We start from the raw sequence: 14,299 nt of genomic DNA, 5'->3' as shown, positions 1-14,299 counted from the left end.
TCGAGAACTAGTTTAGAAACGAAAATTCTTATTCTCGATACAAATTTCACTTAATTCAATCGTGAAATTCACTCGAATTGACAGAATTTATCAAAATGCACAACGGGTTAACTTATATAATTAAATATAGTTTTTAAATAAACTGAAACTAAATAAATCATGAAAAATTTTAGAAAATTAAAACTACTTTTTACATCACTTTTAATTTGTGGAATATCCTCCTTATTACATGCTCAGAGTCAAAATCAACAGGAGCTCAGTGATATTTTTTCTAAATTCGCTGCATACGACTCCCAATATACCCAACCAGCGAAATTAAGTTCCTCTGGATTTAGTTTTACTAAAGCGTATAGTACTTCTTATGGTACTGAAGCAAATCGTCCATGGAACAATACTAATTTAGAAAGCGACCTATTTATGGCGCGGCTATCGTATACCGATGCCAACCCTAATCTATCTTATCAAGCTAGTGTTTCAACAGGTGGAGGTCTCTACTCTTATAGAAATAGTAATGGAGAATGTATACCAAAACAAAGAGGAGCGCCAACTAATATACAAATAGATGGTACTTATTATAACCAATGGACAGAAGCTGTTTGGCATATGGTGGGTAATAACGTTGAGCATCAAGGAAATGCCCAAGCTCCAATAAAAGATAAAATTATCTATCATCAAGGTGGGGCTTATGGCAATATTGCTGAAACTGGTTATAAACCTTTTTATGGTTTTCAGCTAGCAGATTATTACAATAGCGCGCTTGAAGAATACAGTACGGTAGCTTGGTTGCAAATTGGACACCCAAAAGCCACGAGAGATAGTAAATTTTACACTGAGATATTGATTTGGACGAAATATCGTAATGTCGGGAATGGAATTCTTCAAGTAGACCAGGCATTGTATAACTTTGGTGATCATACCACTAGCGGATACTATGCGGATACTTTTGATGAAGCTTTTAGAACTCCTGTATTAGACAGAATTAATGCACCTTATACTTGTAATAATGATAATACGCATAACCGTATATACATGTCGAGTTCAAATGGTACATATGCTGAGAAAAGTGGTCAAGGTTGGGGAACCACTATTAATAATACAACTACAGATGGTTGGGTAGCTTTTACTGCAGGAGATAACCAAATTAATCCTGGAGCTGGATACGGATTTATATTTGATAATGGTGCTGGTATAAATAAGTTTGGTTTTGTTAATACTGCTAAAGCGCAGAATAACTTTACTACTATCCGACTTGATACGGATATTTATCAAGGAGATTTGGTAAACTATAGATATTTTATTGCATTGGGTAATGATGTAGATGCCATACAATCCGCTGGATCTACTTATAAAAATCATACGAGACATGAATTACGCAATATGCCAAAAACTGCTTCAGATGACACAAGTTATTACTTTGAGGAATCTGGAAATACCATTACAGCTGCTAATACAACTGGTGTTTCGCAAGGTCTTGATTTAAAGTTGCAGCCATACGAAAATAGTTTCCCTATTTTCGTAGTTACCAATTCATCTGGAGTATCTCAAGTAACATCAGATCTATATTCTGCTGTTCGTGCAGCTAACCCAAAAGAGCTTTACCCTTGGAATGGTGTAACAGCCGACATTAAACTACTAGGATTTAGTGATAGTAGAGCTACCGTTAATGAATTTGAAACTATAACAATAAACTCGGGTGATGACTACACATTCCCAGATGGTACTACAATATCCAATATAACCTCAGACTTATATAAAACAAGTTTTATTGGTACAAAAACAGTTTCAATTCCAAATGCTGAATACAGACAATACAAGCAAACCCATGTAAAAGTTACGGGTACTCTTGGAATTGAAGATAGTATAAAAACAGATAAACTCTTGGTATATCCAAATCCAGTGTCTGATAGCATTACTATTGATTTGAAAGGCTTTAAAGCAGAGGCTGCTGAAATAGAAATTGTCGATAACTTAGGTAAAACCATCCATTCTGATGTTATTCGAAACGGAAGAAATACTATCGACCTTAGAAATTTCTCTTCAGGTTTATACATTGTAAAAGTTTCTGGTGACTATAAAACCTACACAAGAAGGATAATTAAAAAATAGATTTAACCAATTAGCACTTTTAAATGAAACGATAAAACTATGAAAAAACAAAAAATTATTCTGTTATTAATGCTTATCGCTTTTTCTATAACAGCTAAAGCACAACTAGAAGGAAAGCATAGTCGTTCAGTAGACTTTAGAGGAACCTGGGGTGTTCGTATCCTTCTTCCTACTGCTTACGATATTGCTTTTCCAGATGGGTCTGGCATAAATGCAGAGAATTTTGATGTAGATTTATTTATGCAACAAATAAATCAATTAACAACGATAACCCATGTAAACATCAATATACACAGAGGACATCAAGCGAGTTGGTATTCGTCTCCATATCCTGAAATGGAAGCTATTATGGGAAGTGATTTGTTTCCAAAACGTGATTTTTTTGGTGAAGTACTTGATGCTTTAAAACAACGTGGGTTAAAAGTTATGGTGTATTTCAGTAGAACAGGTATGGATTCCCAATATCTAACAGCTGCTCAAATGAATACATGGAATACCTATCTTTCATCTGAAGGATTTACACATTACGAAGGAGTTGCAAAAATACTTGAATACTATGCTGTGAAGTTTGGTAATAAAATTGATGGTTGGTGGGTAGATCGTGCTAGTGTTATGACAACTGATGAACACGAATTATTTGTAAGCGCTATTAGAACAGGTAATCCAGATGCTATGATTGCATTTCACGTTAAAACAGGAATGCCCATTAGGCAAGGAACTAAATTTTGTGATTACACAGCAGGGCATCCTGTGGCTGTAAACACTCAACCTACTTGGACCTTGAGTAATGTAGGTATGGTTGAAAACATTGAAGCTGGACCATGGATTGATTTAAATGGAAACCCTGACCCTAGTGAAGGAACGGCTCTTGGATCTATTTTAATGCCTTTTCAACGAAAATGGAGAGATGGTGCTGCTGATTTTCCAACTGCTCAAGCTATTGAATGGACAACACGAGCCATGGCAGGAGGCGGTATGTACTCATGGGCGGTTGCACGAGAAGGTAATGGATTTGCAAGTCCTCAATTCAATCAATTACTAGATATTGATGCTACAGTTGCGGCTTACCTAAACAATACAAACAATGTTTCAAATGTATCTGTAACACCAGATGAAGTAGATTTATCTCTAAATAACACAATACAATTAACAGCTAATGTTACTCCCTATCATGCACTCAATAAGGCTGTTAATTGGACTTCGGATAATAATTTAATTGCTACTGTAAGTGCTAGCGGATTGGTTACACCAATAGCTGAAGGAATAGTAACTATTACAGCAACTACTGATGATGGAGGATTCACTGATAATAGTATAGTTAACGTAGTCCCTGAATTAGGTGAAAACCTAGCATTAAACGGTACGGCAACGCAATCTACAACATTAAATAATCGCGGACCAGAACTTGCTATTGATAATAATACAGATGGTGTTTATAATCGTGGTTCTGTAACCGTTGCTGAAGGTACTTTAGAATCTAAAGCTTGGTGGGAGGTAGATCTTGGTGATGAATACAATATTAACATCATTAATATATTTAACAGAATAGATAATTGTTGTATTCAAAGGTTGAGTGATTTTACGTTGTTTGTTTATGATAGTAATGGTAATCAAACATATTCACAAACAATTACTACAACACCTAATCCTGATGTAACCATAAACGCTAGTGCTGCTGTTGGTCAGGTTATAAGAATTGAATCGAACCTTACCGACACTAATTTAAATTTAGCTGAAGTACAAGTATTTGGAGACGTTATACTTGGAATTGAAGATAACTCAAAAGCAGATAAACTCCTGGTATATCCAAATCCAACGTCAGATAGCATTAATATTGATTTTAGAAACTCAGAAGAAGCTTCCTATTCCATTGTTAATTATACGGGTCAAATATTACTTTCTGGTGTTGTTAAAAATGGAACAACTTCCATTGATGTTAGTGGATTATCTTCAGGTTTTTACCTTATAAGAATTTCTAATGAATATAAAACAGTCTCAAGAAAAATAATTAAGAACTAGAAATAAATATGTCGCCGACTTTAATCGGTGGTAAGTTTTAAAAAAACAATTGCATAATTGAAAAATACTGGTGATCGAAATCATCAGTATTTTTTTATAATACTCATCCCTATAAAAATTTTATACTAATACAAAACAAATTACATAAAAACCTTGTGGCAATGGTTATTAAAGAATAAGAATATCCAGTGTCAAATTTCTTCAATAAATATTCCAAAACCTAAAACTTTTACAATAACCCATTTATTTCTATGAATATTCGACGAAGTGTAATAAAAAGGTTGTTTTAAACAAAGAATTGGTTAATATCAGAAACTAATTTTTCTTACAAAATAGTAAATTGATACGCCGATTAGAATAACATTTTACTAGCTGATATTAAAGAGTGAAATGAGTAAAATGTAGTTATTCATGTAAGTAGTATTGCTTTAGGAATATATATTCTTGCATGTAGTAAATGAAAAATACGTTTAAACTATTAAAATAATTAAACTAAATATTAACTTTTATTAAAACCACTAAATTATGATTAAAAAAATTAAAACTATTTTTTTCCTAACATTGATGCTACTCTCAATCACTGGGTATGCACAGGTAACTGATCCTAACACAAAAGTACAATGGCTGGAAGGCTCCTGGGGCGCCCGTCTATATGTTAGGGGTGGCCCGCAACTAGATCAATATATAGCTAATGGTTATGATTATGTAGCAGGAGCTCAGGAAATGGTAGCCAAGTATCCTACTATGGGGCATGTACTTACTAACATGACACAAAATGCTAGAACAAATAAATTTACATTAAGGTATAATCCGAATGTTCATGCGGTAACGGGAAATCCTGACTTTGTTATAAGTGAAGAATTCGTTCCAAACAAAGATGACAACAACGAACAAGTCATCATTGATGTAATCAAAGTGTTTAAGGATGCTGGTAAAAAAGTACTCCTATATCTTAATTGTAAGGAATTTACAGCTGTAGATACTTCATCGGATGCTTACGATGAATGGTATGCTTACGTAAATCAATACTTTGGTGGCGATGAATATGCGGCCAGAACCAATCTAATGGAAGGCTACATGAAACGTTTTAAAGAAATGGGCGTAGATGGATATTGGCTAGATGCTGCTGCTATGAACGTAAGAAACATCCAACTTGTAGCGATGATGCGTGCGCTTGACCCAAATATGATTTTTTCAATAAATACAGACAAGTCGGTTTTCAAAAATCCAGATGGTAGTAATATGACCGTATTATTAGATGGCTGCGATGATGACGATCCCGATCCTTATGGTGTCATAAAATATGCAATGAATGATGTTGAAGGTGATTTCACCGGCGGACATATCTTTCCTTTAGGGCAAGGTGGTAGAGGTGATTCATGGGCGCATGAAGAATTCACTATTCCAGATATTCAAGAGAGCAACTATCAGCTTTTTGAAGGCAAAAATATTTTGAAGCATATGTTTATGCCTATGAGGCAGCAATGGTCTGTGGCTAGTGCTACATTGAGAATGACTAATGAAGTAGCTTATAGAATGACAAAGAAAATTACTATGGCCGGCGGAGCAATTACGTTTTCAGGTACTACAACTGATGGAACGATAATTGCCGACGAAGACGCTGTCTTGACCTATGTTAATCAAAAAATGGAAGAGAATGAAATTGATTTCACTCCATATGTAAGACCTGCATGTGCCTTTTTAGCAGGAGAAGAGGTTAAAACAGCTCAAAATATAACTTTTTCTGCGTTTTCTAATAAGCAAGTAGGTGGTGCTGATTTTAATCCTGGTGCTACGGCAAGCTCTGGCTTAGCAGTTAGCTACATTAGTTCTAATCCAGCTGTTGCAACTATTGTTAACAATCAAATTCGTATTGTTGGAGCTGGAATTACTCGTATTACAGCAAGGCAGAACGGTAACGATAATTATCGTCATGCGCCATTTAAGCATCAAATGTTGACGGTAACTGGAGGTACTGGTGGCGGCACGAATCTTGCATTAAACGGTACCGCAACACAATCCACAACACTAAGTGGAGGTGTAGCATCTCGTGCTATTGATAATGACACAAATGGAAACTTTGGTAGTGGTTCCGTTACTGCTTCTGAAGGTCCTAATGCATGGTGGGAGGTAGACTTAGGAGATAGTTATAGCATTGATAACATTAATGTATTTAATAGAACCAATAACTGTTGTTTAAGCAGATTATCTGATTTTACAGTATCTGTTATAAATGGCACTGGTACTACGACGTATTCAGAAACGATTACCAGTGCACCTAACCCTTCTGTAACCATAGATGCTGGAGGAGCTGTTGGGCAGGTTGTTAGAGTACAATCAAACAATGGGCTTACATTAAACTTGGCCGAAGTACAAGTGTTTGGTGAATTAGCGGTGAACAACGCATTTGTTCCCGATCCTAACAAGACGTATTATATCGATTGCCCACAATGGAATCTACGGCTTGCTGCAAATGGAGAAAGTGAAGATGCTTATACAACTTCTATTTCCACAACAGGAGCTGATGTAGAATGGAAATTTGTGGACAATGGTAATGGCTATTGGCACACTGACCTTGCAGCAGGAGGAACAAAGCCACGACTAAGAACTGATGGTACCGCCGATGCGGACATGAACCAAACCACAGCAAATGGTACCAATACATATTACAGTTTTTCAGAAGGTCTTTCTAATGGAACATACTTTCTCACCATTCCTGATGGAACGGTAAACTACAATAGGCTTCAGATTGACAACACAGGAGCTGTTAAAATGACAGGAACATCAAGTACAGGTTCATGGGTATCTTTTACAATTACAGAAGCGACGAGTTCTTGTGCCACATTTTCAAGAATTCAAGCAGAAAACTTTAATAGCATGTCAGGAATTGCTGATGAAGGTATTAATATAGGATTTATTGAGAATGGCGACTGGGCTATGTACAGTAATATAGATTTAACCTGTGCAAACAGTATTGATGTAAGAGCGTCTAGTAACACTAGTGGAGGAAGTATAGAAGTACGTTTAGGAAGCCCTACAGGTACTTTAATAGGTACAGTTTCTATATCTAACACAGGCGGTTGGGGAACGTATACAACCTCTGGTTCAACGATTAATAGTGTAAGCGGAACACATGATGTTTATCTGGTATTTAACGGCGGTAGTGGTTATTTATTCAATGTTAATTGGTTTGAGTTTGATGGTACGAGTTCATCAAAAACAAGTTCAGAAAAAGTGACGCTTGACTTAGAAACGTCAGATGCTGATGGTATCTTTTATACCTTCCCAAATCCAGTAAAAGACATCCTTAATGTTAAAATTAGCGGTTCAAAAACGGCTAAGTTAGATGTCATCAATTTTGCAGGACAAAGTGTGCTTTCCTATGATATTAAAGAGGGGAATACAGTTGTTGATTTGAGTAATCTTGCTTCAGGAATATATATGCTTAAAGTAATTGATGAGCAACAACACGTACAAACTAAGAAAATAATTAAAAAATAATTGAATAATTAAAAAACAATTGCATAATTGAAAAATGCCGGTGATCGAAATCACCGGTATTTTTTAAAAAAAAAAGACTCTTCTATATAAAGAATTTTAACCTAATACAAACTAAACTAAACTAAACAAACCTTGTGGTAACAGCTCTTAAAGAATAAGAACGTGTAATGTCAAATTTACGCCAATTAAATATTTCAAAACCCAAAACTTTTACAACAGGTTTTTGTTCCTGTTTTTTCGCTAAAGTGTAATAAAAGGTTTATTTCAGCAAATAATTGGTTAATATAAGCATTTATTTTTTTTTATAAGAAAGTAAATTGCATCATCAACTTAATTAATATTTTTCCCAACTGATATTAAAAGGAGCAAGTACAGTTATTGATGTAAGTAACCTTGTTTCAGGACTATATTATTAAAGTAATTGATCAATAAAAACACATATAAACTAAGAAAATAATTAAACTATAGTATAACTTATTTAAATTTAAAAATTATGATTAAGAAAACGATTTTTTTCCTAACACTAATGCTGCTCTCAATCACAGGGTATGCACAGGTTGATGATCCTAACACAAAAACACAATGGATGGAAGGCTCTTGGGGTGTTCGCCTTTATGTTAGAGGAGGTTCTCAATTGGATCAATATGTTAACTCAGGCTATGATTACAGAGCTGGAGCACAAGAAATGGTAGATGCATACACTACTATGGGGCATGCACTTACTAATATGACACAGAATGCTAGAACAAATCGTTTTACTTTACGAAATAATCCAAACGTTGCTGAAGTAACTGGTGATCCTAATTATGTGATACATGAAGATTTTGTACCAAGTTTAGAAAATGAACAGGTTATTATTGATGTAATAAAAATATTCAAAGATGCTGGTAAAAAAGTACTCTTATATCTTAACTGTAAAGAATTTACAGAAGTAGATACTTCTACAGAGGCCGCAGCTGCTTGGGTTGCTTATTATACTGATTACTTTGGTGGAGATGAGTATGCTGCCAGAACAAACCTAATGCAAGGGTATATGAAACGTTTTAAAGAAATGGGAGTAGATGGTTATTGGTTAGATGCTTGTGCTATAAATGAGAGAAATATGTTGCTTATAAACATGATGCGTGAACTTGATCCAAATATGGTTTTAACGCCAAATACTTTAAAATCGGAGTTCTTTAATCCAAATGGTAGTAAAATGGTCGTATTATTAGATGGTTGTGATGATGATGATCCAGATCCTTATGGTGTTATCAAATATGAAACACAAGTTATTGAAGCTGACTATACAGGTGGGCATGTTTTTCCATTAGGGCAAGGTTCTAGAGGTGATTCATGGTCGCATGACGAATTTACGATTCCAAATATTCAAGAGACTAACTATCATAATTATACTGATGTTAATAATGGTAATGTTACTCCTAATGGAACTACGAAAGCTGTTTTAAAGCATATGTTTATGCCTATGAGGCAACAGTGGTCTGTTGCTAGTGCTCAATTGAGACAGAATAATGAAACTGCCTACAGAATGGCAAAAAAGATTACTATGGCTGGAGGAGCTATAACCTTTTCATGTACCACTACAGATGGAACCATAAAGGACGACGAACATGCTATCCTGACCTATGTTAACCAAAAGTTTGAAGAAAATGACATCACGTTTTCACCTTATGTGAGACCTGAATGTGCTTTTTTAGTTGGGGAAGAAGTTAAAACTCCTCAATCTATAAGTTTTCCTGCTATGCTCCCTGTAACATTAGGAAGCGCAGATATAGATCCAGGCGCTACTGCAACCTCTGGTTTAGATGTTATTTATCTTAGTGCAGATCCTAAAGTTGCTGTTATTGTTGATAATAAAATTAAGCTTGTAGGTAAAGGAATGACACGTATTACAGCAAGACAAAACGGTGATGACAATTATCGTCATGCATCTTTTGTGACTCGTTTTTTGTCGGTTGTTGATGCTGGTGACCCAACTACTGACCCTATACCTCAGTCTATTTCATTTGCAGAGTTATCTGAAAAAGATGTGAATGATCCTGATTTTTCTCCCTTTGTGGACGCAACTTCTGGTTTAGAAGTTACACTTACTAGTTCTAATCCAGCTGTAGCAACTGTTGTAGACGGAACAATTCAAATACAAGGTGCCGGTGTTACTAATATAACGGCATCACAACCTGGAAACGCTAACTTTTTAGCTGCTACAGATGTTGTAAGAGTATTAACAGTTACTGAGGAAAGCGGAACCGGAACTGGAACCAATAATCTTGCTTTAAACGGTACAGCAACACAATCATCACCAACATTAAGTGGTGGTGTTGCTTCTCGTGCTATTGATAATGACACAAATGGAAATTTTGGTAGCGGTTCTGTAACCGCTGCTGAAGGTCCTGGTGCTTGGTGGGAAGTAGATCTTGGTGCTGAATACAACATTAATGATATCAATGTATTTAACAGAACAAATGGTTGTTGTACGGATAGATTGGGTGATTTTACAGTATTTGTTCTTGATGCTAATCGTACTACAACATATTCAGAAAGAATTACTACTGAACCGAGTCCTTCTGTAGCAGTAAATCCTGATGGGGCAGTTGGCAAGATTATAAGAATTGAATCTAACTTAACCTTAACACTCAACCTTGCTGAAGTACAAGTATTTGGAGATGCCATACTTGGAATTGAGGATAATACAAAAACAGATAGACTTTTGGTATATCCAAATCCAACGTCTGATAACATTAACATTGATTTGAAAGGCTTTAAAGCAGAAGCTGCCGAAATACAAATTATCGATTATTTAGGTAAAACCATCCATTCTGGTACAATTAAAAACGGAAGGAATACTGTTTATCTTAGTAATTTATCTTCAGGTTTATACATTATAAAAGTCTTAGATGATTATGAAACTTATACAAGAAAAATAATTAAGAAGTAATCTGAGTTCGATTAATATCTAAAAACGCAATGTGTTGATTTTTAATAGAAAGCATTTATTTTTTATATCCTGCAAGGTTTTAAAACTTTGTAGATCGATAGCTAACAACTGATAATCAGTAACTTATCAATCGAACTCAGATAAATAATAAATTAAAAATTTCTAGTTGGACTTAACTATGTAAGCAGGCAGACTAATCCTAATTTTTATCGGAATTTATCGGTTTTATTTTCCGATGTGCTGTGCGTGGAGATAAAACAGAACTTTCAACTTAATACCTCGTACCCTTGGGTCGAGGTCATTTGTTATTTGATATTGGCACTATTTGTTCTAACCCAATCTTGTATCATAGTATTTATTCATTAATAGCTATTTCAGTTATTTTTACAACAAAAGGGTTATTCCATTTACGGTCGTTATAAATTCTTTGAGATCGTGTAACCGATATCTCCATCCCATCATTTATTTGTTTAATTGTAGGAACAGGATTGGCGTTCTTATCATATTCTTTAACTATTCCATTGTGACCTAAAACAGAAATTTCGCTTTGATCTGTTGATTTGAATGCTTTAATTGTAAACTTATGGCGCGCACCAAATTTCCACTGATTCTTATTGATAAATATATATGCAGTTCTTTGATCTTTGGATGTTAAAAACCACATATTATTTTCTTTAACGGTATGGTGAGGTATGGTTTGATGAAATGCTTCTTTATTAATAAACATCCATAGGGAAATTTCATTCAAAGCACCCCTTTGTTCGGGTGGAAAATTACCTAAAGCATCAGGGCCAAAGTTTAATAAAAAGTTCCCCCCTTTTGCTTTTATATCAATAAGTTCAAGAATAGCATTTTTAGGTGTTTTATATGTTTCATTTGTGGGTCTATATTGCCATTGATTTCCAAATGTATAACAGGCTTCCCAAGGTGAAGGAATTGGTTCCTCAGGGGTGTTTTGTTCAGGAGTTTCAATCGCTCCTCTGGTAACCACCACCTCTGGATTAATCTCCCAGCATACTTTTGCTAACGCTGTTTGTGCAAATTGATCTCTACCATCCAAAAACACAATATCAATTTTTCCGTACTGGGTCATGAGTTCTTTCATTTGCTTTTTCGCATAGGTATTTAAATCTGGGTTGCCACTAGCAAGCGCTTCCTTTCGATCCCTTGATATAAGTGTGCCTTGTTTATACAGGAAATAAAAGTCATCTGGCGAGAAGTATAGCCCCACTGCTAAACCTGCTTCACGACAAGCATTAACAATCATTTTTGTAATGTCTTTGCCATAGGGACTATTCATTATGCCAAAATTGGTTGTTTTAGTGTCATACATACAATAGCCATTATGATGTTTGGTGGTAAATACAACATATTTCATCCCTGCAAGTTTGGCAGCATTAACCCATTGTTTTGCATCGAAGTTTACCGGGTTAAAAGTTTTAGGAAGTTCATTTACATACCTGTCAAGATAATCTTCAGAGGCACCAACCATACTATGGCTAATCACCATTCCCAATTGAACATCCATACTCTAGTGAATGAACATTCCAAATCCTAAGTCTGTAAACCATGCCTCTCTTTCAGGTTTATTGAGATTTAATGGCTTTGTTTCCTGTGCATAAATACTCATAGGTAATATGATTATCAGGATTAAAACTAATTTTATACTTAAAGAATATTTCAAAATATTTTAATTTTTTAATTGAGTACTAAAAATTTATTAAATTTTATCTTGCTTGTCGTTTGCACGCAATACCACTCCATCGAATAGGTTGCGGCAATTTTTAAAATTTGTACTAAATTACATTTTTTTGTTTTTGTGTTATCTCGAAAAATTATTAAATTTCAAGAATGTTTGATTCAAGCAAAAACTTGACTGAATAGAGAATAAGATTTTATTTTAAAAGGAGAATATTTACCTCAACAAACTAAAATGTGTACACAAAAATAAATCCAATCGAATTTTAAAAATAAAACTGTTTTGTGGGCACGGTATGTTTTATGGATCTAAATTTTTTAAATTCTATAAATATTTTTCAAAAGAATTACAATCAGTGTTTTATAGAACTCCAGAAATACATCTCGGTTCCTTTAGGACTTAAGTTTTTAACACTCTCAATTATATTTATATTTTTTCACCTTAACAAATTAAAAATTAATGTATGTATAGAATTAAAACCTCCATTGTATCGATTCTGATGCTAATTACATTTATTGTATCATCATGCGTACAAGAGAAGTCAAAAAAAGATAAAAAACAACCCAACATCATTTTTATTCTGGCAGATGATTTAGGATATGGAGATATTTCTAGTTACAATGAAAATTCTAAAATCCAGACAGTTAATATTGATAAACTAGCTTCGGAAGGCGTGATGTTTACAGATGCTCATACTAGTAGTGCAGTATGTACTCCCACAAGATATGGTATTTTAACAGGTCGTTATAATTGGCGTTCAGAATTAAAAAGAGGGGTGTTACATGGGTATAGTAAAGCTTTAATTCCTGATGATAGAACAACTATTGCAGGTTTATTAAAATCTAAAGAATACCACACAGCAGCGATTGGTAAATGGCATTTAGGTTGGGATTGGGCAAATATCGAAAAAGGGAAAGACGCTGTTGATTTTTCTAAGAAAATAAAAAATGGACCTACTGCTAATGGGTTCGATTATTGGTATGGATTTAATGGCTCGTTAGATATGGCACCTTATGTGTGGGTAGAAAATGACCAACCTACAAGGGTACCAACCAATTTTACTAAAAATGCTGATGATCAAGCTATGTGGCGAAAAGGACTTACATCTGATGATTTTGTACACGAACAAGTGTTACCAGAAATTACTGCTAAAACGGTTAACTTTATAAATAAGCATGCTAAAAGCGACCAGCGATTCTTTCTATACATGCCCTTACCAGCGCCTCATACTCCTATTTTGCCAACAGACGAATTTAAAGGTAAAAGTGGATTAGATAACCCGTATGGTGATTTTGTGATTATGGTAGATTGGGTGGTAGGCGAAGTAATGAAATCATTAGAAGCACAAGGCATTGCAGACAACACCATTTTAGTCTTTACAAGCGATAATGGCTGTTCTCCTCGAGCAGATTTTGAACAATTAACAACAAAAGAGCATGACCCTAGTTATGTGTTTCGTGGGCATAAAGCAGATATTTTTGAAGGTGGTCATAGAGTGCCATTTATAGTCCGATGGCCAGCAAAAGTGCAATCAGCAAAATCTAGCCAGTTGGTGTGTACAACAGATTTTTTTGCAACAGTTGTAGATGCATTGGATACAAAAATTGGGGATAATGTAGCTGAAGATAGCTACAGTTTTTTATCAGCACTCGGTATTGAATCTAGCTTGCCAAATAGAGAAAGTATTGTGCATCATTCTATAAATGGTTCATTTGCGTACCGAAAGGGAGACTATAAAGCCATTTTTTGTCCAGGTTCTGGTGGGTGGAGTTTTCCAAGACCAAGAGATAAAGCAGCCATTGATAGTTTACCTAAATTTCAATTATATAATTTAAGTGGTGATATTGGAGAAGAGCATAATTTACAAGATGAGAAACCTGAACTGTTAGAACAATATAGAAAAGAACTTTCACAAATTGTATTAAATGGTAGAAGTACTCCTGGGGTCAATCAAAAAAATGACGATCCTGAAACTTGGCCTCAGTTAAGTTGGATGAATGATAAAGAATAAGTTCTTCATATAAACATCATTAAAGAAG

The 14,299-nt window shown here is 34.8% G+C and carries 6 protein-coding genes; 5 read left to right on the top strand and 1 reads right to left on the bottom strand.

Annotation, left to right across the window (positions count from 1 at the left end; genetic code table 11):
* The first annotated feature begins 159 nt into the window (after positions 1-159).
* From Q0998_RS08425 to Q0998_RS08410, 4 genes are all read left to right on the top strand, one after another.
* The gene (locus Q0998_RS08425; protein ID WP_299668848.1) at positions 160-2,106 is read left to right on the top strand and encodes a T9SS type A sorting domain-containing protein; all 1,947 of its coding nucleotides are present in this window, start codon (positions 160-162) and stop codon (positions 2,104-2,106) included.
* Between the two features lie 39 nt (positions 2,107-2,145).
* Positions 2,146-4,125 (top strand): Ig-like domain-containing protein, encoded by a 1,980-nt coding sequence (locus Q0998_RS08420; protein WP_299668845.1) that lies wholly within the window; start codon positions 2,146-2,148, stop codon positions 4,123-4,125.
* 525 nt (positions 4,126-4,650) lie between these two features.
* Positions 4,651-7,626, top strand: coding sequence for a carbohydrate-binding protein (locus Q0998_RS08415; protein WP_299668842.1), 2,976 nt, complete (start codon positions 4,651-4,653; stop codon positions 7,624-7,626).
* A 493-nt stretch (positions 7,627-8,119) separates the two neighbouring features.
* Positions 8,120-10,561, top strand: coding sequence for a T9SS type A sorting domain-containing protein (locus Q0998_RS08410; protein ID WP_299668839.1), 2,442 nt, complete (start codon positions 8,120-8,122; stop codon positions 10,559-10,561).
* A gap of 355 nt (positions 10,562-10,916) precedes the next feature.
* Here Q0998_RS08410 and Q0998_RS08405 read toward each other — a convergent pair whose 3' ends face one another.
* Positions 10,917-12,089 (bottom strand): alpha-L-fucosidase, encoded by a 1,173-nt coding sequence (locus Q0998_RS08405; protein WP_299668836.1) that lies wholly within the window; start codon positions 12,087-12,089, stop codon positions 10,917-10,919.
* A gap of 634 nt (positions 12,090-12,723) precedes the next feature.
* Here Q0998_RS08405 and Q0998_RS08400 point away from each other — a divergent pair.
* A complete protein-coding gene (locus Q0998_RS08400) occupies positions 12,724-14,271 on the top strand; it encodes an arylsulfatase (protein ID WP_299668833.1) in 1,548 nt (515 codons plus the stop codon).
* Positions 14,272-14,299 lie beyond the last annotated feature (28 nt).

Source organism: uncultured Polaribacter sp. (genome assembly GCF_947501385.1).
Lineage (GTDB): Bacteria > Bacteroidota > Bacteroidia > Flavobacteriales > Flavobacteriaceae > Polaribacter.
Note: the sequence above shows the minus strand (reverse complement) of the source record. Positions and strands in the feature narration are given on the sequence as shown.

Bases quoted from the DNA above. Each gene is read 5' to 3' on its own strand.
- Q0998_RS08425 (WP_299668848.1), top strand. From the start codon at position 160: ATGAAAAATTTTAGAAAATTAAAACTACTTTTTACATCACTTTTAATT.
- Q0998_RS08420 (WP_299668845.1), top strand. From the start codon at position 2,146: ATGAAAAAACAAAAAATTATTCTGTTATTAATGCTTATCGCTTTTTCT.
- Q0998_RS08415 (WP_299668842.1), top strand. From the start codon at position 4,651: ATGATTAAAAAAATTAAAACTATTTTTTTCCTAACATTGATGCTACTC.
- Q0998_RS08410 (WP_299668839.1), top strand. From the start codon at position 8,120: ATGATTAAGAAAACGATTTTTTTCCTAACACTAATGCTGCTCTCAATC.
- Q0998_RS08405 (WP_299668836.1), bottom strand. From the start codon at position 12,089: ATGGATGTTCAATTGGGAATGGTGATTAGCCATAGTATGGTTGGTGCC.
- Q0998_RS08400 (WP_299668833.1), top strand. From the start codon at position 12,724: ATGTATAGAATTAAAACCTCCATTGTATCGATTCTGATGCTAATTACA.